This is a genomic window from Curtobacterium sp. SP.BCo (assembly GCF_051903265.1).
GTDB lineage: Bacteria > Actinomycetota > Actinomycetes > Actinomycetales > Microbacteriaceae > Curtobacterium.
The window spans coordinates 1,980,172-2,001,615 of the sequence record NZ_CP194337.1; the positions used below are offsets into that span (position 1 = coordinate 1,980,172).

The following is a 21,444-nucleotide window of genomic DNA, read 5'->3' on the forward strand; positions in this document are numbered from 1 at the left end:
CGCGCTCCGTCCGGCACGTTCGCTGTGCGCGTCCTGTCGAGTTGTCCCCAGCCCCGTTCGGGGCTCCCGTTCCGTCGCTCGTTTCCGATACGCTGGTGCGCCAAGAGGAGGAGGTCCACGATGCCAGAACCAGTGGTCCCGCAGGCGGGCGGTCAGAAGACCCCGGAGCAGCGGCTGGTCGACACCACACTGACCTTCAGCATGGACATGGGCGCGGCACTCACCGCCGAGTCCGGTGTGTCGGCGGAAGAGCGTGAAGCGATCAACGCGTTGCCCTCCGGGTCGGCCTTGCTCGTGGTCCGTCGCGGCCCGAACGTCGGTGCGCGGTTCCTCCTCGACTCGGACGTCACCACGGCGGGGCGCCACCCCGACGCCGACATCTTCCTCGACGACGTGACCGTGTCGCGCAAGCACGCGCAGTTCCTCCGCCACGGCACGGCCTTCAGCGTCAAGGACAACGGGTCGCTCAACGGCACGTACTTCGACGGTGAGCGCATCGACGAAGCGCCGCTCACCGACGGCTCCGAAGTGCAGGTCGGCAAGTTCCGCCTGACCTTCTACGCCTCCCGGGTCGACCTGGCGCGCCTGGCGACCGCGTAGTGGCCGCACGGTCCGCCGCGGCCCGGGCCGGGTCCGCGGTCCCGGACCTGCTCACGATCGGGCAGGTCCTCGCGCGCCTCAAGCCCGACTTCCCGGACCTGTCGAGTTCCAAGCTGCGTTTCCTCGAGGAGCGCGAGCTGGTGACGCCGGTGCGCACCGCCAGCGGGTACCGGAAGTTCTCGGCGGCGGACGTCGAGCGGCTCCGGGTCATCCTCGGCCTGCAGCGCGACCACTACCTGCCGCTCAAGGTCATCAAGGACTACCTGGCCGACCTCGACGCCGGGCGTGACCCGGTGCTGCCCGGCGGGGGCGACGCGCCGAAGCCGTCGATCCTCGGGCGGGAGCGTCGTCACACACGCGACGAGACCGTCCGGGCCGCCGGTGCCACGCCGATGCTGCTCGCCGACGCCGTGTCCGCGTCGCTGTTGCCCGCGGCCGACACCTACGGGGACGACGCCGTCGCCGTGCTGAAGGCCCTCGTCGACCTGCAGCGCACCGGGATCGAACCGCGGCACCTCCGCACCATGCGGAGCGTCGCCGAGCGTGAGGTCGGGCTGATCGAGTCGGCCCTCATGCCGGTGTCCCGACGCGGCGACGCGACCTCGCGGGCGAAGGCCACCGAGCTCGCGCGGGAGATCGCCGGCCACCTCGAGGTGATCCGTTCGAACCTCATCCGGACGGCGATCGGACGGCTCGACGCATGACCGTGTGGGGCGTATCCTCGACACGCCGGACGCGCCGAGTCGGATGTCCCGCGCCGGAGCGGTCCGAGTCGCTACCGTGGACCTCGGAACAACTCTCAACCCGTCGTTGAAGCTTCGGGTGAGGGCTCGATCGTCCTGGAAGGCAGTCCAATGAGTGGGAACGACACCCCCGGTACCCCGTCAGACATGACGCGGTACGACCTCGGGCTGCTCTTCACCGACGGCCTGCCCGAGCACGACGAGCAGAACGGGTACCGCGGCACCGTCGCCGCCCGTGCAGCCGGCATCTCGTACCGGCAGCTCGACTACTGGGCCCGGACCGAGCTCGTGGAGCCCACGATCCGCGGGGCCGCCGGCTCCGGGTCGCAGCGGCTCTACGGCTTCCGCGACATCCTCGTCCTCAAGCTCGTGAAGCGGTTGCTCGACACGGGCATCTCCCTCCAGCAGATCCGCACCGCCGTGAACCAGCTGCGCGAGTCGGGCGTGTCGGACCTCGCCCAGACGACGCTGATGTCCGACGGTGCCTCGGTGTACCTGTGCACCTCGGACGACGAGGTCATCGACCTGGTGTCCCGCGGGCAGGGCGTGTTCGGCATCGCGGTGGGCAAGGTCCTGCGCGAGGTCGAGAGCTCCCTCGTCGAACTCGACGCCACCCCGGCGGCCGACCCCGACGACGAGCTGGCTGCGCGCCGCGCTTCCCGCGCTTCCTGACGCCGGGTCCGCGCCCCCGGCGTCGGCTTGCCCGGCGTCAGCGGGCCCGGCGCAGATCGCGTGCCGTGCCGGCGTTGCCCGGGTCGCGGCGCCGCCGTCGGGTGCCCTTCCCGGCGCCGTGGTCGCACGACGTGCCGTGTGCTGATCGCCCCGGTCGCAGAACGTGTCGTGCTCGTGGTCACGCGCCGACACGTTGTGCGACCAACGCGAACGTGAGCGGCACGTTGTGCGACCTGCGCATCCGCGGAAGGAGGGACGGACGCGGACCGACGCGCGGACCGGCGCGGCGGCACGCCGCTGGCCGGCAGGACCTAGGCGGCGCCGCCCTCGGCGTACGGGCCGATCTTGCCCGTGCGCATGATGCGCTCGAGCAGCTGGTCGAAGTTCCGCGCCATCTCCTGCGCCGACTCGCCCGGCCAGACGTGCAGGGGCTTCGCCGCGCCCTGCGCCTGCTGCAGCGACGTGCGCTCCGGCAGCTGCGGGGAGAGCACGAGCGGTCCGAACATGTCCCGGAGCTCCTTGATGCGGAACTGGTGCTCGAGCGACTGCACGCGGGCACGGTTCACGATGATGCCGAGCGGCTGCAGGCGGGGGGAGAGGCCACGGCGGATCTCCTCGATCGCACGCAGGGCACGGTCGGCGGCGGCCACGGAGAACAGCCCCGGCTCGGTCACGACGGTCACGCGGTCGGACGCCGCCCACGCCGTGCGGGTGAGGGCGTTCAGCGACGGCGCGCAGTCGATGAGGACCAGCTCGTAGTCCTGCTCGACGTTGGCGAGGGCCTCCTCGAGCTTCCAGATGTCGCGGATGGACGGGTGCGGGCCGTCGAAGTTGATGGCCGAGGGCGACCCGACCATGACGTCGATCTTGCCCTGGGAGCCCTTCGTCCACCCGGACGGGGCGATCGCCTGGCGGACGATCTTCTCCTTCGGGTTCTCGAGCACGTCGGCCACGTTGAGGTGGCCGGAGATGTTGATGTCGAGGCCGGTCGAGACGTCCGACTGCGGGTCGAGATCCACCACCAGCGTGCGCAGTCCCTTGGCGAACGCGGCCGAAGTCAGGCCGAGCGTCACCGTCGTCTTGCCGACACCACCCTTGAGGGAGCTCACGCTGAGTACATGCACGGTCAGCAACGTTACCGCCAGTAGGGTTGTCTCACCTCAACCCGGGCTGAAAGGGACCTCGTGTTCAGCAAGATCCTGGTCGCGAACCGTGGCGAGATCGCCATCCGTGCATTCCGTGCTGCGTACGAGCTGGGGGCGCGGACCGTCGCCGTCTACCCGTACGAGGACCGCAACTCGCTGCACCGTCTCAAGGCGGACGAGGCGTACCTGATCGGGGAGCGCGGGCACCCGGTGCGCGCCTACCTCGACGTGTCGGAGATCGTCCGGGTGGCGAAGGAGTCCGGCGCGGACGCGATCTACCCGGGCTACGGCTTCCTCTCGGAGAACCCGGAGCTCGCCGCGGCTGCGGCGGCGGCTGGCATCACGTTCATCGGGCCGGGCGAGCACGTGCTCGAGATGGCGGGCAACAAGGTCACCGCGAAGGAGCACGCGATCGCGGCCGGTGTGCCGGTCCTCGCGAGCACCCCGGCGAGCCGCGACATCGACGAGCTGCTCGCCGGCGCGGACGCCATCGGCTTCCCGGTGTTCGCGAAGGCCGTCGCCGGTGGTGGCGGTCGCGGCATGCGCCGGGTGGAGACGAAGCCCGAACTCCGCGCCGCTCTCGAAGAGGCGATGCGCGAGGCCGACAGCGCCTTCGGCGACCCGACGATGTTCCTGGAGCAGGCCGTCATCCGCCCGCGGCACATCGAGGTGCAGATCCTGGCGGACGCCACCGGCACGGACGCCGGCACGATCCACCTGTTCGAACGCGACTGCTCGGTGCAGCGGCGCAACCAGAAGGTCGTCGAGATCGCCCCGGCGCCGAACCTCGACCCGTCGATCGCGCAGGCACTGCACCGTGACGCCGTCGCCTTCGCCCGGTCCATCGGCTACGTGAACGCCGGGACGGTCGAGTTCCTGCTCGACACCGACGGCGAACGCGCCGGCCAGCACGTGTTCATCGAGATGAACCCGCGCATCCAGGTCGAGCACACCGTGACCGAGGAGGTCACGGACGTCGACCTCGTGCAGTCGCAGATGCGCATCGCCGCCGGGCAGACCCTCGGCGACCTCGGCCTGTCGCAGGACACGGTGGCCGTGCACGGTGCCGCACTGCAGACGCGCATCACGACCGAGGACCCGACGCAGGGCTTCCGCCCGGACACCGGCCGCATCACCACGTACCGCAGCCCCGGCGGTGCCGGTGTCCGGCTCGACGGCGGCACGGTCGCCACCGGTGCGCAGATCAGCCCGCACTTCGACTCGATGCTCGCGAAGATGACCTGCCGCGGTCGGGACTTCCCGGCGGCGGTCGCCCGTGCCGAGCGCGCCCTCGCCGAGTTCCGCATCCGCGGGGTGAGCACGAACATCCCGTTCCTGCAGGCCGTGCTCGAGGACCCGGACTTCGCCCGTGGGGAAATCTCGACGAAGTTCATCGAGGAGCGCCCGCAGCTGTTCAGCGGGCACGTCTCGAAGGACCGCGGCACGAAGGTGCTGAACTGGCTCGCCGACGTCACCGTGAACAAGCCGAACGGAGAGCGACGTCCGCAGACCGTCGAGCCGAGCGAGAAGTTGCCCGCGGTCGACCTGACGACCCCGGCGCCCGCCGGGCAGCGGGACGCGCTCCGCGAACTCGGGCCCGAGGCGTGGGCGAAGGCGCTCCGCGCGCAGACCCCGCTCGCCGTGACGGAGACGACGATGCGCGACGCGCACCAGTCCCTCCTCGCCACCCGGGTGCGCACGAAGGACCTCGTCGCGGTCGCCCCGCACGTCGCCCGGCTCACCCCGCAGCTGCTCAGCGTGGAGGCCTGGGGCGGCGCGACCTACGACGTCGCGCTCCGGTTCCTCGGCGAGGACCCGTGGGAGCGCCTGGCGTCCCTGCGTGCGGCGATGCCGAACATCCCGATCCAGATGCTGCTGCGCGGCCGCAACACGGTCGGCTACACCCCGTACCCGACCGAGGTCACCGACGCGTTCGTCGCCGAGGCCGCGGCGACCGGCGTCGACGTCTTCCGGGTGTTCGACGCGCTCAACGACGTCAGCCAGCTGCGTCCCGCGCTCGAGGCGGTGCTGGCCACCGGGACGGCCGTCGCCGAGGCCGCGCTCTGCTACACCGCCGACCTGCTCGACCCCGCCGAGGACCTCTACACGCTCGACTACTACCTCCGCCTCGCGGAGCAGATGGTCGAGGCCGGCGCACACGTCATCGGCATCAAGGACATGGCCGGGCTCCTCCGCGCCGGTGCGGCCGAGCGGCTCGTGACCGCGCTGCGGGAGCGGTTCGACCAGCCCGTGCACGTGCACACGCACGACACCGCCGGAGGCCAGCTCGCGACGCTCCTGGCGGCCGCTCGGGCCGGTGCCGACGCCGTCGACGTCGCCGCGGCGCCGATGGCCGGCACGACGAGCCAGCCGAGCATGTCCGCGCTCGTCGCCGCCCTGGCGCACACCGAGCGCGACACCGGCCTGTCCCTGCAGGCCGTCGGCGATCTCGAGCCCTACTGGGAGGCCGTGCGGCGGGCGTACGCGCCGTTCGAGTCCGGACTGCCCGGGCCGACCGGACGCGTCTACCAGCACGAGATCCCCGGCGGGCAGCTCTCCAACCTCCGTCAGCAGGCCATCGCGCTCGGGCTCGGTGACCGCTTCGAGCAGGTCGAGGACTGGTACGCCGCGGCGAACCGGATCCTCGGGCGCCCGACCAAGGTGACCCCGTCCTCGAAGGTCGTCGGCGACCTCGCGCTGCAGCTCGCAGCCGTCGACGCCGACCCCGCCGACTTCGAGGAGAACCCGCAGCAGTACGACATCCCCGACTCCGTGATCGGCTTCATGGCCGGTGAGCTCGGCGACCTGCCCGGCGGGTGGCCGGAGCCGTTCCGCTCGAAGGTGCTGGCGGGTCGCACCGTCACCCCGACGATCACGCCGGTGCCCGACGCGGAGCGACCGAACCTCGAACGACCGGGGCCGGACCGGCAGCAGGCGCTGAACCGACTGCTGTTCCCGCAGCCGACGCAGCAGTTCGCGAGCGTGCGCGAGCAGTACGGCGACCTCTCCGTGGTGCCGACCGTCGACTACCTCTACGGACTCCGTCCCGGCCAGGAGCACACCGTGCCGCTCGGCAAGGGCGTGAACCTGTTCGTCGGGCTCGAGGCGATCGGCGAGGCCGACGAGCGCGGGGTCCGCACGGTCATGGCGACGATGAACGGGCAGCTCCGCCCGGTGTACGTCCGTGACCGCTCGATCGAGGTCGAGACGAAGGCCGCCGAGAAGGCGGACAAGTCCGACCCGAAGCACGTCGCTGCGCCGTTCTCCGGCGTGGTGACGCTCAAGGTCGCCGTCGGTGACGTCGTCGAGGCCGGTCAGGCCCTGGCGAGCATCGAGGCGATGAAGATGGAAGCGGCCATCACGGCGCCCGTGTCGGGCACCGTCGGCCGTCTCGCGATCCCGGCGACCCAGCAGGTGGACGCCGGCGACCTCCTGGTGGTGCTGCAGTAACGTGACCGTCCGTCCCATCCGCCTGTTCGGCGACCCCGTCCTCCGTTCGCCGGCCGATCCGGTCCGACCCGAGGCCCTCGGGACCCCGGGCATCCGCGACCTCGTGCAGGACCTCGTCGACACCGTCAAGGAGCCCGGTCGCGCCGGTGTCGCAGCACCGCAGATCGGTGTCGGTCTCCGGGCGTTCTCCTACAACGTCGACGGCGAGGTCGGCTACGTCCTGAACCCGGAGATCGTCGAGGTCTCGGGGGAGCCGGAGCTCATGGACGAAGGGTGCCTCTCCGTCCCGGGCCTGTCCTACCCGACCAGGCGGTACCCCTTCGCGAAGGTCCGTGGCGTGGACGTCGACGGCGCCGAGGTCGTGCTCGAGGGCACCGGGCTGATGGCCGAGGCGCTGCAGCACGAGGTCGACCACCTCGACGGCACGGTGTACGTCATGACCCTCGACCCGGACGTCCGGCGGCAGGCGCTGCGGGACATCCGCGAGCAGGACTGGTTCCACTGACGGAACTGCTCCGCGCTTGTCCGCACTCCTGCGGACACTCGATCACGGGGGTCGCCACCGGGCTCCGCGCGACGTAGGGTTCCCGTCGACACGGAGCAGGTTCGACCCACCGACGAGCCGTCGTGTCCGATCGGGAGGACCGTCGTGCATCAGGGGACCAACACCGACCACCGCCGCGCACCACGCCTGCTGGCGACGGTGCTCGCCGCGCTCACGGTCGTCGCTGCCGGAGCTGTCGGCACCGCCACGCCGCCGGCTGCGTCGGCGGCCACCACGGCCGCGGCCACCACCACGGCCGCGGCCACCACCGCAGCGGCAGCCACGGCCAGCGAGCCCGAGGGAGCCGACTACGCCACCGACGTGTACGGCGACGCCTGGGACTTCTCGAACGCCGCGGACCTCAACACGAGCTTCACGTCCGGCGCCGCGTCGGTCACCGGCGGTTCGCTGCGCGTCGACCTCGTGCACGGCGACCAGCTGTTCCTCGTGCACTCGATCTCCGGCAGTGTCCCGTTCGGCCGCGACGGCGCGCTGCAGCCCGTCGACACCGCGAAGTACACCCGGCTGTCGTTCTCGATGAACCAGCCGATGGCGTCCCGGATCGGCGCGGTGTACTGGTTCACCTGCCGGGAGCAGACCGCCGCGTGTGGTGGCGGCGTCTCGTTCCCGACGACGCAGGGCAAGCACGTGTACGACATCGACCTGGCGGCATCGTCGACCCTGCTCGGCAAGCGTCCGTGGAAGTCCGCCAAGATGGTCGTCGTCCGGCTCGACCCGGTGGTCATCCGGTCGAGCGAGCGGAAGGGCGGCACCGCGACCATCGACTGGGTCCGCCTGCACAGCGCACAGGACGCAGCGCACCCGCACGCTGCCCTGCCGCCGGGCACCTACGGCACGACGACGATCACGCCCAAGCCCCAGACGGTGGTGGACTCGCCGAACCCGTCGCAGGGCGCGGACCTCGCCGCGGTGCAGCGCGGGCGCTCGTGGGACTTCCGGTCCGGCCCGGCGACGACCGGCGTGCGCTACCAGGACCTCACCCAGATCGCGCGGGACGCACGCGGGTTGACCGCCAGGAACGCACCACCGCTGCGGAACGACCCGCGGGTGTTCTTCCCGGTGTCCGCCTTCAAGGGCGACACCTGGCACACCCTGCAGTTCGACATGTCCTACGACGGCAAGTTCGACCTGTCCGGCAACGCCGGCGGCGGGAAGATGGCCCGGTTGATCTGGACGGCGGCCGGCTCCGGCACGCCGCAGATCAGCAACGACATCCTCACCTACGACTCGGGCAACCAGACCGAGGTCACGCTCGACCTCACCGCGCGGAACCCCCTCGACGAGAACGCCCTCGCGCCGAAGCTCGGCTGGGCCGGCCGCACGATCACCAGCCTGCGCTTCGACCCGAACGAGGACCCGGGCGCCGCCGTCTGGCACCTCAAGTCGCTGCACCTGCGCGCCGACCCCACCGCGACCGGCTCCACCTCGGTGGCGTTCCACGACGCCGCCTGGGTCCCCGGCACCACGGCCGAGGTCGCGGTCGGCACCGGCCGACCGGGCAGCCACGGGTACGTCGCCATCGCCTCGGGCGTCGCGGTCGCCAAGGGGTCGAACACGGTCCCGTTCCGCCTCGGTTCGATGGCCGCCGGCCGCTACTGGGTGCGCGTCACGCTCACCCACCCGAACGGCACCGCGTCGACGTCGTACTCCACGTCGCCGGTCGTCATGCGACGGGCGTCGTGACACCCCAACGCGGGATTGTCGCTTTGTCCTGACGAAGATGTACCGTGCTGCTGTCGGCTTCCCACCGGCACCGTCCCCCACACCCCAGGACCCATCATGACCACTCCCGACGACGAGCTCAGCTCGCACCGCACCCGCACCAACCGCCGTCCCGCCGAGGCCACGGTCACGACCTCCTCGACGGCCGTCCTCGACGCGCCGGAGGCGGCGCAGGCGCCGCAGGCCTAGGAGCGTCGCGAGCGCGGGTCGCGCCCCGCGCGCAGCAGAACCGCCTGGAGGCCCGGATCACGTCCCTGCGACGTGATCCGGGCCTCCAGGCGGTTACGCTGACGGGCGGTTGCGCCGACGGGCGGCTGCGCGCTCCGCGTCAGCCGCGGCGACGGCCCCGCGGCTCCACGACCGGGGTCGCGGTGGTCTGCACCTTCGACCCCGAGTAGATGTGCTCCACGTCGGCGGCGAAGTCCCGCATGACGATCGCCCGCTTGATCGTGAGCTTCGGCGTCAGGTGCCCGGACGCCTCGGTGAACTCCGTGTCCAGGATCGTGAACGACCGGACCGACTCGGCGCGCGACACCCGCTGGTTGCCGGCGTCGATCGCCTCCTGCACGGCCTGGTGGACCCGCTCGTCGTAGGCGGCCTCGTGCGGGGTCAGCGCCGGGGTGATCCCGCGCGTCTCGCACCAGCCCGCGAGCATGTCGCGGTCCAGGGTGACGAGCGCGGCGACGAACGGCTTGCCCTCGCCGACCACCACGACCTGCCCGATCAGCGGGTGCTCGCGGATGCCGTCCTCGAGCGGTGCCGGGGCGACGTTCTTCCCGCTCGCGGTGACGATGAGCTCCTTCGCGCGTCCGGTGACGGTGAGGATGCCGTCGCCGTCGAGCCGACCGAGGTCGCCGGTGTGGAACCAGCCGTCGGGTTTCGCCGTCGCGGTCGCCTCGTCGTTCCGCCAGTACCGGTCGAAGACGTCGACGCCGCGGATCAGGATCTCGTCGTCGTCGGCGATCCGGATCTCCACGCCGGGCAGGGCACGACCGACGCTGCCGATGCGCAGCTCGCCGGCGCGGTTCACGGTCGCGGGGGCGGTGGTCTCGGTGAGGCCGTACCCCTCGAGGATGAGGACCCCGATGGACCGGAAGAAGTGCGACAGCCGCGGGGAGAGCGGTGCGGACCCGCTGATCGCGTAGCGGACCCGGCCGCCGATCGCGGCACGGAGCTTGGCGTAGACGAGCTTGTCGAACAGCGCGAACCGGAGGGCGAGCCCGAGCGGCACCCTGCCCTTCGCGAGCGCTTCCGAGTGCGCCACCGCGGTCCGGGCGGCCGCACGGAAGACCTTCCCCTTGCCCCCGAGGTCGGCCTTCTGCTCAGCGGAGTTGTAGATCTTCTCGAACACCCGCGGCACGGCGAGCAGGAACGTCGGCTTGAAGGTCGACACGGCTTGCATGAGGTCCTTGGTGTCCGGCTCGTGGCCGACCAGGACCCCCTCGCTGACGCTCATCGCGGCGATGAAGCGGGCGAAGACGTGGGCCATCGGGATGAACAGCAGCGTGGAGGCGTCGTCGGCGACGACCTCGGGCATCGCCTCGGACGCCCCCTCGACGGTCGCGGTGAAGTTGTCGTGCCGCAGCACGCAGCCCTTCGGTCGACCGGTGGTCCCCGAGGTGTAGATGATCGTGGCGTCGTCGTGACCGTGCACGTCGGCCGTCCGGGCGTCGAGTTCGGCGTCGGTGACGTCCTCGCCGAGTCGGGTCAGGTCGTCGAGGCCACCCCCGTCGATCGTCCAGTGCTGCCCGAGGTGCGGCAGGTCCGGGGCGACGGACGCCACACGGCGTGCGTGTTCCTCCTGCTCGACGACGATCGCGACGGCCTCGGAGTCGGACAGGATCCAGCGGACCTGGTCGGGCGAGCTCGTCTCGTACACCGGGATCGACACGAGACCGGCGGTCCACACGGCGAAGTCGACGAGGGTCCACTCGAGGCGGGTGCGCGACAGGATCGCCACGTGCGCGCCCGGCTCGAGGCCCGCGGCCACGAAGCCCTTCGCGATCCCGCGCACCCGTCGCTCGACCTCGGCGGCGCTGATCGTCGTCCAGGTGTCGCCGTGCCGCTCGGCCAGGATCGGCCGGTCCGGTGTCTTCTGGGCCCGTTCGGAGAGGAGGCGAGCGGCGGAGCCGTGGTCGGGGGCGGTGATCGGGGTGGGGTGTCGCTGATCGTTCACGGTGACTCCCTTGTCGGCCGGTTCGATTCGAGGGCGCCTCATCGTCGAGGCGACACCGCCAGCATATGGGCACTTCCCTCGCGTTCCGTGTGCACGCATCGAACCGGTAGGCTCGATCCTCGTGCACGCCATCGGAATCGACATCGGGGGCACCAAGATCGCGGGTGCGGTCGTCACGGAACTGGGCGAGATCGTCGCCGAGGACCGGGTGGCCACCAACGCTGCGGACCCGGACGCCATGCTGGACGACGTGGTCGCGATGGTCTCGCGACTGCGCGCCGCGAACGAGGTCAGCGCCGTCGGCGTTGCCGCTCCCGGCTTCATCGACGCCTCGCAGTCGATCGTCTACTACACGCCGAACATCCGGTGGCGGAACGAGCCGCTGCGGCAGAAGCTGCAGCAGCGCATCGGTGACCTGCACATCACGGTCGACAACGACGCCAACGCGGCGGGCTGGGCGGAGTTCCGCTTCGGCGCCGGTCGGCTCGTCTCCGACATGACCATGCTGACCATCGGGACCGGCGTCGGCGGCGCGATCGTCACCGAGGACCGACTGTTCCGCGGGGGGTTCGGCACCGGCGGCGAGATCGGGCACCTCCGCATCGTGCCGAACGGCCTGCCCTGCGGGTGCGGCGCACGCGGCTGCATCGAGCAGTACGGCTCAGGCCGCGCCCTGCAGCGGATGGCGAACGACGTCGCGGACGCGGGCGGCATCGGTCAGGCCCTCGCCGACGCACGCGCGGCGAACGGCGGCGAGCTGGACGGTCACATCGTGGGCGACCTCATCCTCGCCGACGACCCGGGTGCCCTGGCGGCCCTGCGCCGGCTCGGACGACACCTCGGCGAGGCCTGCGCCTCGCTGTCCGCCGTCCTCGACCCGCAGCTCTTCGTGTTCGGCGGCGGCGTGGCGAGCGCGGGGGACCGGCTGCTCGACCCGATCAAGCAGGCGTACCTCAGCAACCTGCCGGCCCGTGGCTACCACCCGGAGCCCGACTTCGTGATCGCCGAGCTCGTCAACGACGCCGGCGTCGTCGGCGCGGCCGACCTCGCACGCATCCACGCCCGCACGGCGTAGGGTCGCCCACCGAACCGTCGAGGAGTCGATGATGACCTACTGGCTGCTGAAGAACTTCCTGCTCGGTCCGCTCATCCTCACGCTCTTCCGGCCGTGGGTGGTCGGTCGCGAGCACGTCCCCGCGAAGGGGCCGGTGATCTTCGCGTCGAACCACATCTCGTTCATCGACTCGGTGATCCTGCCGGCGGTGCTCGACCGACGGGTGTCGTTCCTGGCGAAGAGCGACTACTTCACCGGGCGCGGGCTGAAGGGCTGGGCGACGAAGACCTTCTTCAACGCGATCGGCCAGCTGCCGATCGACCGCTCCGGCGGCAAGGCGTCCGAGGCGTCGCTCCGTGCCGGCCTCCAGGTCCTGGCCCGCGGCGAGCAGCTCGGCATCTACCCCGAGGGCACCCGCAGCCCGGACGGCAAGCTGTACCGCGGCCGCACCGGCATCGCTCGGATGATCCTCGAGGGCCGGGTCACGGTCGTGCCGGTCGCGATGGTCGGCACCCGCGAGGTCCAGCAGATCGGGCAGCGCATCCCGAAGTTCAAGCGCGTCGGCGTGGTGTTCGGCCGGCCGCTCGACTTCTCCCGCTTCGAGGGGTTCGAGACCGACCGCTTCATCCTGCGCAGCGTCACCGACGAGGTCATGCACGAGCTCGCCGGGCTGAGCCGCCAGGAGTACGTCGACGTCTACGCGACGAGCGTCAAGGAGCGCGCCAGCACCGCTCGTGAGCAGGTCCTCCGGGGCAAGGTCACACGGAATGGGCGGGACGCCTCGGCACGTTAGGATTCGAAGGTCCTGGCAACCCGCCCGGACGGCCACCCCTTCGAGAGGTACCACCCTTGTTCGAGTCGACCGACTTCGTCGCCCTGCAGGATCCGGACGTCATCGAGGGGCTCGACTACTGGCGGACGCTCCCGATCAAGCAGCAGCCCACGTGGCCGGACGCCGCGGCGGCCGAGGCGGCCTCGGCGGAGATCGCCACGCTGCCCCCGCTCGTCTTCGCCGGCGAGGTCGACAAGCTCCGTGAGCGGCTCGCGAGCGCGGCCCAGGGCAAGGCGTTCCTGCTGCAGGGCGGGGACTGCGCCGAGACCTTCGCGGGCGCCACCGCGGACTCGATCCGCGACCGCGTCAAGACGATCCTGCAGATGGCCGTGGTGCTGACCTACGGCGCGTCGATGCCCGTCATCAAGATGGGGCGCATGGCCGGGCAGTTCGCCAAGCCGCGCTCCAGCGACTTCGAGACCCGCGGTGACGTCACGCTGCCCGCGTACCGCGGCGACATCGTGAACGGCTACGACTTCACGCCGGAGAGCCGTCAGGCCGACCCGCGTCGCCTCGTACAGGGCTACCACACGGCCGCGTCCACGCTGAACCTCGTCCGCGCGTTCACCCAGGGCGGGTTCGCCGACCTGCGCCAGGTGCACTCCTGGAACAAGGGCTTCGCCTCGAACCCGGCGAACGCCCGGTACGAGCACCTGGCGAAGGAGATCGACCGCGCGATCCGGTTCATGGACGCGTGCGGTGCGGACTTCGAGGCGCTCAAGCACGTCGAGTTCTACGCCTCGCACGAGGGCCTGCTCATGGACTACGAGCGCCCGATGACCCGGATCGACTCGCGGTCCGGTCAGGCCTACGACACGTCCGGGCACTTCATCTGGATCGGTGAGCGCACCCGCGACCTCGACGGCGCCCACGTGGACTTCCTGTCCCGCGTGCGGAACCCGATCGGGGTGAAGCTCGGCCCGACGACGTCGGTCGACGACATGAAGGCGCTCGTCGAGAAGCTCGACCCGAACCGCGAGCCCGGCCGCCTGACGTTCATCACCCGCATGGGTGCGGGGAAGATCCGCGACGAGCTGCCCAAGCTGCTCGAGGCGATCAAGGGCATGGACGCCAACCCGCTGTGGGTCACCGACCCGATGCACGGCAACGGCCTGACCACGCCGACCGGGTACAAGACGCGCCGGTTCGACGACGTCGTGGACGAGGTCCTCGGCTTCTTCGAGGCCCACCGCGAGGTCGGCACCTACCCGGGTGGCATGCACGTCGAGCTCACCGGCGACGACGTCACGGAGTGCCTGGGCGGCTCGGAGCAGATCGACGAGGCGACCCTCGCGACGCGCTACGAGTCCCTGTGCGACCCGCGCCTGAACCACATGCAGTCGCTCGAGCTCGCGTTCCTCGTCGCCGAGGAGCTCAGCGCGCACCCGCACGTGCGCGCGTAGCGCGCCGCGCTCGCGAGGCCGAGTCTCGGCTGCAGCGACGGTCCTCGCGGCATCGTGCGCGAGAAGCGTCGCTGAGACCGAGACTCGGCTCCGCCGCGACGGACGGGAGGCACGGTGCCAGCTTGCACCGTGCCTCCCGTCCGTCGGTCGGGAACCACCGGCCACGAGACTCGCCCTGAGCGACAGTTCTCGTGCCCGCGGCCGCGAGAACCGTCGCTCACCCCGAGACTCGCGGCGGGCGCGGCACGCGCGGCGGCGCGCCTACTGCTTGTAGGAGAGCGTGACGGTGTCGCCGCGGTGCACGGTGGTGCCCGCGGCGGGGTCGGTCGCGTCGACGGGGAGCGACGCCTTCCAGTCGTAGAAGCCGCACAGGATGTTCGTGCAGTCGGGCACGGAGACCTTCAGCCCGAGGTTCTCGAGGGTCGAGGTGGCGTCGTTGATCGTCTTGCCCTGCACGTCCGGCAGCGAGATGGGCGCCGGACCCTTGGACACGACGAGGTCGACGGCGCTGCCCTTCACCGCGGGGTCGTCCTGCACCTTCGCGGAGATGACCTGGCCCTCTGGCACGTCGTCGCTGAACTGCCCGTCCTGCGCGCCGATCGTCAGGCCGACGGCGTCGAACGCCGCCTGGGCCTCGGCGACGGTCTTCCCGACGACGTCCGGCACCGGGCCGAGGGACACGGTCAGGGTGACCGGGCCGCGTTCGCCGTAGGTCTTCGTCTTCGACAGGTCGATGGTCTGGCCGTCGGTACCGAGTCCCGTGGCGGCGATGACGGTGTCCTTCGCGGCGTCGGCGGAGAACTGGTACTGGTCGTCCTGCAGCTGGAAGTCGTCGTCGAGGGCCGCGGTCACGGTGGAGATCGGCTGGCCGACGATGGCCGGCAGGGCGATCATCTTCGGACCGTTCGACACGACGATCTCGATCGAGGTGCCCTTGCGGACCTCACGCTTCGCGGCGGGCTTGGTCGTGGAGACCTGCCCCTTCGCGACCACGGCGTCGAACCGGGTCGCGGTGGCCGACGCCGTGTGCAGGCCCTGGGCCTCCAGGAGCTGGCGCGCCTGCGACACGGACTTGCCGGCGACCTCGGGGATCCGGACGTTGCCCCACGGGCCCGGGCCGAACGCCCACCCCAGGGAACCACCGATCGCCAACAGGACGAGGAAGACGACGAGGACGATCCAGCCGCGCTTCCGTCGCTTGACGGACTTGTCGGCGAGCCGCTGGGCGGCAGGGGACAGCGCGCCCGGCTGCGAACCGGTGCGGCGCGGGCCCGGGGTGTTGCGGCCGCCGCGCTGGACGGGCTGTTGTGCCCCTGCGGGCTCGAGGATGGTCGTCGCGTCGCCGGAGTCGGCTGACGACGGGGTGGCGGACCCGGCGGGCAGGATCGCGGTGGCGTTCTCGGGCCGGAGCACGGCGGTCCGGTACTGCCCGGTGGCGCGCTGCTGGTTGCCCGACATGTGGTCGAGCATCTCGCGGGCGTCGCTCGGCCGGTCGTCGGGGTTCCGCGCGGTGGCCCAGGCGACGAGGTCGTCGAGCTCGGCAGGTACCCCGGGCACGGCCGCACTCGGCGCGGGCACCGAGTCGTTCGCGTGCTGGTAGGCGATCTGCATCGGCTGCTCGCCCTTGTAGGGCTGCTCGCCGGTGAGCATCTCGTAGAGCATGATGCCGAGCGCGTAGATGTCGCTGCGGGAGTCCGCTGCGCCGCGCGTGACGAGCTCGGGGGAGAGGTACGCGATCGTGCCGAGCAGTGCGGCGCCGGTGGCGGTGTTCGCGGTCGTCGCGCGCGCGAGCCCGAAGTCGCCGAGCTTGATGCGCCCGTCGTCGGCGAGCAGGACGTTCTCGGGCTTGAGGTCGCGGTGCACGATCCCGGCGCGGTGGGCCGAGGCGAGCCCGGCGAGGACGGCGCGGAGGATGTCGGTCGCCTGCTCCGGCGTGAGCGCGTGGTGCTCCTGCAGGAGGTCCCGCAGCGTGATGCCCGGGATGTACTCCATGACGATGTACGCGGTGTCGTCCTCGGCGCCCTGGTCGTACACGCCGACGAGGTTCGGGTGCGACAGTCGGGCGGCGGAACGGGCCTCCTGGATGAAGCGCTCCCGGAAGGCCTGGTCGTCGGCCAGGTGCCCGTGCATGATCTTGATCGCGACGCGTCGCTCGAGGCGGACGTCGGTCGCGAGGTACACGGTCGCCATGCCCCCGCGCGCGATGCGGGAGCGTACGCGGTACCGGTGATCGATCATGCGACCGATCATCGGATCCGTGGCGGCGTTGGTGGTCATCGGCGGCATTCTACGAATCGTGACTGCGCGGACCCGCACTGACGCACCGGTCGTGACCGAATCTCGATCTTGCGGATGACTCGGGTTCGCCGGACGGCCAGGCTCAGAGCGACGCCAGCAGGTGCTGCGCGGTCTTCTCCCACTGTGCGTACGCCTTCGGGTACGCGGACACCTGCACGGCCTGCGCCGCGGTGGTGACGTTCATGGACGACCACCCGGCGATGTCGAGCAGGCCGCGGGTCTGCCCGGGGTTGCCGGTGAAGAACAGCTTCGCCGCGGTCGCCGGCTCCTGCAGCGCGGCCTTCGAACCCCAGCCCTGACTGGGCCGCTGCTGGAACAGCCCGACGGAGTCACGGTCGCCGTGCGACAGGTTGCGCAGGCTCGACTCCTGCATCGCCGCGGCCAGGGCGATGACGATGCCGTGGTCGGAGACGCCGAGGGAGCGTCCGACGGCGACGATGGTCGCCGCGTTGCCCCGCTGCTCGGCGGAGAGGGACGGCCCGGACGACGGCAGGACGAGGGTCTTCCCCGCGTAGATCGTGCTCGTGTAGGTGAGTCCGTTCGCGGAGAGGAGCGCCGACACCGTCACACCGTGCGACGCAGCGATCGAGGCGATGGTGTCGCCGGTGCCGATCTTCACGCTCCCTGCGCGAGCGGCCGGCGCCGAGGACGTCGCGGCGGCCGGGGCCGCCGGGGCTGCGGTGGCGGTCGCCGCCGAGGCGGACGGCACGCGCAGCGTCTGGCCGGGGTAGATCACCGAGCGCTGCGACAGCTTGTTCGCGCTCAGCAGCGCGGTGGTCGACACACCCACGCGGGACGCGATGCCGGACACCGTGTCGCCCTGCTTGACGTGGTAGCTGCCGGTGCTCGACGTGGACGCCGAGGCGGTGGTCACGGCCGGCGTCGACGCGAGGTGCAGCGTCTGCCCGGGGTGGATGATCGTGTTCCAGCCGAGGCCGTTGCGGACCAGGACCTCCTGCGCGGACAGCCCGAAGCGGGCGGCGATGCCCGACACGGTGTCGCCCTGGCGCACGGTGTAGGTGGTGGGGGCCTTCGTGACCGCCGCGACGGTCGTGACGGCGGTCTGCGACGGCCGAGCGACGGCGGTGCCGAACACCGGACGGTCGCCGACGTTGCGGTCCTGGTCGACGTGCCGCTTGTTGGCGCTGTCGTCGTCGTGTCGCGGCTCGGCGTGCGCCACCGGACCGGTGAGCCCGGCGGTGACGGCGATCGTCCCCGCGAGGACGATGGGCATGGTGGCGAACCGGGCGGATCGTGCGCGCCGGGCGTCTTCGTCTGCAGCGTGGTCCACGGTATCTCCTGATCTCCGGTGAGCCGAGCGCGCGTGCGCACTCACAGGTTGCTCAACGCTGGCATGTCTTGTTTCCCAAGTCAACCAGAGGTTCGAACGGGACGCATGTGACGAATGTGACGAACGTGACGGTGTGCGCCTCCGCGAGGCTCTGGCAACATGGGGCCTGTGAGTGCTGAACCCGCCGACGACCTGACCCTCTCCGAGCGCTGGCTGACCGTCCCCGAGCTGGTGGACATGTTCAGCACCAGCCCGGGCCGGATCCACCGCCTCTTCGAGGACAAGACCCTGCTGGCCGCCCGCATCGGCGGTGTCCTCCGGGTGCCGAGCGAGTTCATCGAGGACCGCGAACCCCTGCCGGAACTGCGCGGCACCCTCACCGTGCTGAGCGACAACGGCTTCACCGACGACGAGGCCGTGCGCTGGATGCTCACCGACGACGCCATCATCGGCACCTCGCCGATCGCCGCGCTGCGCGCCGGCCGCAAGGCCGAGGTGCGTCGCATCGCCCAGTCGCTCCTGTAGACGGTCCCACCCGACGGACGGGAGGCCCGTGGCGGCGTCGCCACGGGCCTCCCGTCCGTCGTCCTGGTGCGTCTACGCCACGCGGCGGCTGACCGTGTCGGCCAGCGAGACGAGCTGCTCGCGCGCCGACGGCGTCAGCGGCGCCGCCTCGATGGCGGCCTTCGCGCGTTGCACGTGGCGGTCGATCGAGCGCTCGACCGCGGCCACCGCGCCGGACTCGGTGAGCGTCGCGCGCAGCATCTGCACCTGCGCCTCGTCGAGGTCGGGGTCGCCGAGGAGCTCGTCGAGGAGTTGCCGCGGGCCGTTCGGCAGCGCCTTGCGCGCCGAGGCGATGAGCACGGTGCGCTTGCCCTCGCGCAGGTCGTCGCCCGCGGGCTTGCCGGTCACCTCGGGGTCGCCGAACACGCCGAGCATGTCGTCGCGGAGCTGGTAGGCAACGCCGAGGGGGAGGCCGAACGCACGGAGCCCCTCGAGCTGGGCCTCGGACGCGCCGGCCACGAGCGCACCGATCAGCAGCGGCGCCTCGACCGAGTACTTCGCCGACTTGAAGACGATGACGCGCTGGGCGCGGACGAGGTGTTCGGCCTCGTCGATCGAGGGCCACGCCGTCTCCTCGTGCACGTCGAGGTACTGCCCCGCCGTGACGTCGAGCCGCATGGTGTGGAACTCCTGCCGGACGATCCGGCCGCGTGCCGGGTCGAGGAGCGCGAGGCCCTCGTCGAACACCGCGTCGCTCAGGGACAGGAGGAGGTCGCCGAGGAGCAGCGCCGAGTTCGTGCCGTACAGACCGCGGTCGCCGACCCAGCCGGACTCCTCGTGCAGGGACTCGAAGCGACGGTGCGCTGCCGGACGCCCGCGACGGGTGTCCGAGCGGTCCATGATGTCGTCGTGCACGAGCGCGGCCGCGTGGAAGATCTCGAGCGCCGCGGCGACCGTGACGATCGCCTCGGCCGTGGTCTGGCGGGACCCCTCGGCGAGTGGGTCGAACGACCCCGACCGCCCGGCCACCGACTGCCATCCCCAGTAGCAGAACAGGGCGCGGAAGCGCTTGCCGCCGGAGAGCAGGTCGCGGGCGTAGAGGTCGAACGGAGCGAGGTCCGGACTGATCGCGGCGAGCCGTTCCCGTTGGTCGTCCAGCGCTCGATCGATCCGCGCCGACACGAGGTCCACTAATCGCGTACTCTCAGCCACACTCCCTACCCTAGTGGAGCGGTCGAGTCGTAGACTCGATCCACCTCAACCACGCGTCGATCCCAGGAACAGAGGGAACACAGATGCCACTCTCGGAGCAAGAGCAGCGACTCCTCGAAGAGATGGAGCGGAGTCTCTACCAGAACGACTCCGACTTCGTGGCGCGTGTCACGCGCCGCCAGGGTCGTCCGACGTACACGTCGATCACGCTCGGGGTGCTCGGAGCACTCGCAGGCGTCGCCATCGTCATCGTCGGGTTGGTGTTGCGCCAGCCGCTCATCGGGATCCTCGGCTTCGTCGTCATGCTCGCCGGAGTCCTCTTCGCGTTGCGTCCCGGCATGCGCGCGCCCAAGGCGAAGACGCCTCGGGCCGGCAAGCCCTCGGGTGGCGGTGCGCCGCGTCCGAGCCAGGGTGGCAGCGGGTCCTTCATGGACCGCATGAACGACCGCTGGGACAAGCGGAACGACCAGAGCTAGGCGGCTCTCCACACTCCTCCACGGGGTCGGTCCTTCGGGGCCGGCCCCGTTTCGTGCGTCCGGGGCGGTGTCCGGGGTTCCGTGTTGGCTCGCCGGTGCCGAGGTCGCAAAAAGTGTCGCGCGAGCGCCCGGGAGGCGACACGTTGTGCGACCTCGGTGATGTGCGCGCGGCATGTCGTGCGACCAGGGGGCGCTGCTGACCACCGGACGGGAGGCGTGGGTCGGCCCCGGCGATCCGCGTCGCGGTCGCGTCGGTCGCGTCGGCCTGGTCGGGTCGGGCGGGGCGGGTGGGTGGGTCGGCGCCGAGGTCGCAAAAAGTGTCGCGCGAGCGCCCGGGAGGCGACACGTTGTGCGACCTCGGCGCGGTGCGCGCGGCATGTCGTGCGACCAGCGTGCGCTGCTGGCCACCGGCCGGGAGGCGCGGGTCGGCACCGGCGATCCGCGTCGCGGGCGATCGGCGCCGCGGGCGGGTCGGTCGGGTCGGGCTGGGCGGGGCTGGTCGGCGCCGAGGTCGCAGAAAGTGTCGGGCGGGCGTGCGGGAGGCGACACGTTGTGCGACCTCGGCGCGGTGCGCGCGGCATGTCGTGCGACCAGCGTGCGCTGCTGGCCACCGGCCGGGAGGCGCGGGTCGGCACCGGCCGGGAGGCGCGGGTCGGCACCGGCGATCCGCGTCGCGGGCGATCGGCGCCGCGGGCGGGTCGGGTCGGGCTGAGCGGGGCTGGACGGTGCCGAGGTCGCAAAAAGTGTCGCGCGAGCGCCCGGGAGGCGACACGTTGTGCGACCTCGGTGATGTGCGCGCGGCATGTCGTGCGACCAGGGGGCGCTGCTGACCACCGGACGGGAGGCGCGGGTCGGCCTCGGCTATCGGCGTCGCAGGCGCGTCCGGTCGCGTCGGTCGCGTCGGGCTGAGCTGGGCGGCGCTGAGGTCGCAGGAAGTGTCGGGCGGGCGGCCGGGAGGCGACACGTTGTGCGACCTCGGTGACGTGCGCGCGGCGGGTCGTGCGACCAGGGCGACCAGGGCGATCGGGACGTGACCGGGTGGGAAGCGTCGAGTGGGCTCGGCGGTGCGCACCCCGGCGACGGTGACCACCTCGCCGCGCCGCCGGTGGGCTCCCCGAGCTGCGAAACTCCTCCACTTTCCTCCACCCCCTCCACCATGCTCCACCGGCCCGTGTTTCCGCGGGAGTACGGCCCTGGAAGCGCTCGATGCGAGGTCTTCTCGGCCCCAAAACGGGGCGCAGCGGCAGTTCGGGGAGTGATTTCCTGGGCAAGGGGAGGGCAGTGGAGTAAAGTGGGGGTCA

At 71.5% G+C, this 21,444-nt stretch carries 17 protein-coding genes; 12 read left to right on the forward strand and 5 right to left on the reverse strand.

What is annotated here, in order from left to right:
• The first annotated feature begins 120 nt into the window (after positions 1 to 120).
• From ACRQ4B_RS09530 to ACRQ4B_RS09540, 3 genes are all read left to right on the forward strand, one after another.
• Positions 121 to 600, forward strand: coding sequence for an FHA domain-containing protein (locus ACRQ4B_RS09530; protein WP_439691200.1), 480 nt, complete (start codon positions 121 to 123; stop codon positions 598 to 600).
• Positions 600 to 1,304: a transcriptional regulator FtsR gene (gene ftsR, locus ACRQ4B_RS09535; RefSeq protein ID WP_439691201.1), complete on the forward strand. Its 705-nt coding sequence runs from the start codon at positions 600 to 602 to the stop codon at positions 1,302 to 1,304. The genes ACRQ4B_RS09530 and ftsR overlap by 1 nt, the downstream gene beginning before the upstream one ends.
• 150 nt (positions 1,305 to 1,454) lie before the next feature.
• The gene (locus ACRQ4B_RS09540) at positions 1,455 to 2,015 is read left to right on the forward strand and encodes a MerR family transcriptional regulator (RefSeq protein WP_439691202.1); all 561 of its coding nucleotides are present in this window, start codon (positions 1,455 to 1,457) and stop codon (positions 2,013 to 2,015) included.
• Positions 2,016 to 2,326: 311 nt separating this feature from the next.
• Here the strand turns inward: ACRQ4B_RS09540 and ACRQ4B_RS09545 are convergent, their stop codons facing one another.
• Positions 2,327 to 3,139 carry a ParA family protein gene (locus ACRQ4B_RS09545; protein ID WP_031262009.1) on the reverse strand — a complete coding sequence of 271 codons (813 nt, stop codon included), beginning with the start codon at positions 3,137 to 3,139 and terminating at the stop codon, positions 2,327 to 2,329.
• 60 nt (positions 3,140 to 3,199) lie between these two features.
• Here ACRQ4B_RS09545 and ACRQ4B_RS09550 point away from each other — a divergent pair, with 60 nt between their 5' ends.
• The 4 genes from ACRQ4B_RS09550 to ACRQ4B_RS09565 all read left to right on the forward strand — a co-directional run bounded on the left by ACRQ4B_RS09550 (position 3,200) and on the right by ACRQ4B_RS09565 (position 9,086).
• Complete coding sequence (locus ACRQ4B_RS09550; protein WP_439691203.1) at positions 3,200 to 6,610, forward strand: pyruvate carboxylase; 3,411 nt, start codon at positions 3,200 to 3,202, stop codon at positions 6,608 to 6,610.
• A 1-nt stretch (position 6,611) separates the two neighbouring features.
• Positions 6,612 to 7,115, forward strand: a complete 504-nt coding sequence (locus tag ACRQ4B_RS09555; protein ID WP_439691204.1) for a peptide deformylase — start codon at positions 6,612 to 6,614, stop codon at positions 7,113 to 7,115.
• Positions 7,116 to 7,259: 144 nt separating this feature from the next.
• The gene (locus ACRQ4B_RS09560) at positions 7,260 to 8,858 is read left to right on the forward strand and encodes a hypothetical protein (RefSeq protein ID WP_439691205.1); all 1,599 of its coding nucleotides are present in this window, start codon (positions 7,260 to 7,262) and stop codon (positions 8,856 to 8,858) included.
• A gap of 96 nt (positions 8,859 to 8,954) precedes the next feature.
• On the forward strand, positions 8,955 to 9,086 hold the full coding sequence (locus ACRQ4B_RS09565) for a hypothetical protein (protein WP_439691206.1): 132 nt from the start codon (positions 8,955 to 8,957) through the stop codon (positions 9,084 to 9,086).
• A 139-nt stretch (positions 9,087 to 9,225) separates the two neighbouring features.
• Here ACRQ4B_RS09565 and ACRQ4B_RS09570 read toward each other — a convergent pair whose 3' ends face one another.
• A complete protein-coding gene (locus ACRQ4B_RS09570; protein WP_439691207.1) occupies positions 9,226 to 11,073 on the reverse strand; it encodes an AMP-dependent synthetase/ligase in 1,848 nt (615 codons plus the stop codon).
• Between the two features lie 121 nt (positions 11,074 to 11,194).
• On the opposite strand from ACRQ4B_RS09570, the gene ACRQ4B_RS09575 reads away from it, so the two are divergent.
• Genes ACRQ4B_RS09575 through ACRQ4B_RS09585 form a run of 3 tightly spaced genes read left to right on the forward strand, consistent with a single transcriptional unit; the run spans position 11,195 to position 14,362 of the window.
• Positions 11,195 to 12,148, forward strand: a complete 954-nt coding sequence (locus ACRQ4B_RS09575) for an ROK family glucokinase (protein WP_439691208.1) — start codon at positions 11,195 to 11,197, stop codon at positions 12,146 to 12,148.
• A 31-nt stretch (positions 12,149 to 12,179) separates the two neighbouring features.
• The gene (locus ACRQ4B_RS09580; RefSeq protein WP_439691209.1) at positions 12,180 to 12,920 is read left to right on the forward strand and encodes a lysophospholipid acyltransferase family protein; all 741 of its coding nucleotides are present in this window, start codon (positions 12,180 to 12,182) and stop codon (positions 12,918 to 12,920) included.
• A 56-nt stretch (positions 12,921 to 12,976) separates the two neighbouring features.
• Positions 12,977 to 14,362 (forward strand): class II 3-deoxy-7-phosphoheptulonate synthase, encoded by a 1,386-nt coding sequence (locus ACRQ4B_RS09585; protein WP_439691210.1) that lies wholly within the window; start codon positions 12,977 to 12,979, stop codon positions 14,360 to 14,362.
• Between the two features lie 261 nt (positions 14,363 to 14,623).
• Here the strand turns inward: ACRQ4B_RS09585 and pknB are convergent, their stop codons facing one another.
• Both pknB and ACRQ4B_RS09595 read right to left on the reverse strand, forming a co-directional pair.
• A complete protein-coding gene (pknB, locus tag ACRQ4B_RS09590; protein ID WP_439691211.1) occupies positions 14,624 to 16,639 on the reverse strand; it encodes a Stk1 family PASTA domain-containing Ser/Thr kinase in 2,016 nt (671 codons plus the stop codon).
• A 103-nt stretch (positions 16,640 to 16,742) separates the two neighbouring features.
• Positions 16,743 to 17,894 (reverse strand): LysM peptidoglycan-binding domain-containing protein, encoded by a 1,152-nt coding sequence (locus tag ACRQ4B_RS09595; protein WP_439691212.1) that lies wholly within the window; start codon positions 17,892 to 17,894, stop codon positions 16,743 to 16,745.
• Between the two features lie 216 nt (positions 17,895 to 18,110).
• Here ACRQ4B_RS09595 and ACRQ4B_RS09600 point away from each other — a divergent pair, with 216 nt between their 5' ends.
• Positions 18,111 to 18,476 (forward strand): Rv2175c family DNA-binding protein, encoded by a 366-nt coding sequence (locus tag ACRQ4B_RS09600; protein WP_439691213.1) that lies wholly within the window; start codon positions 18,111 to 18,113, stop codon positions 18,474 to 18,476.
• Between the two features lie 72 nt (positions 18,477 to 18,548).
• Here the strand turns inward: ACRQ4B_RS09600 and ACRQ4B_RS09605 are convergent, their stop codons facing one another.
• Positions 18,549 to 19,667 carry a polyprenyl synthetase family protein gene (locus tag ACRQ4B_RS09605; RefSeq protein ID WP_439691214.1) on the reverse strand — a complete coding sequence of 373 codons (1,119 nt, stop codon included), beginning with the start codon at positions 19,665 to 19,667 and terminating at the stop codon, positions 18,549 to 18,551.
• A gap of 83 nt (positions 19,668 to 19,750) precedes the next feature.
• Here ACRQ4B_RS09605 and ACRQ4B_RS09610 point away from each other — a divergent pair, with 83 nt between their 5' ends.
• Entirely contained in the window at positions 19,751 to 20,143 is a 393-nt protein-coding gene (locus ACRQ4B_RS09610) for a DUF3040 domain-containing protein (RefSeq protein ID WP_439691215.1), read from the forward strand.
• Positions 20,144 to 21,444 lie beyond the last annotated feature (1,301 nt).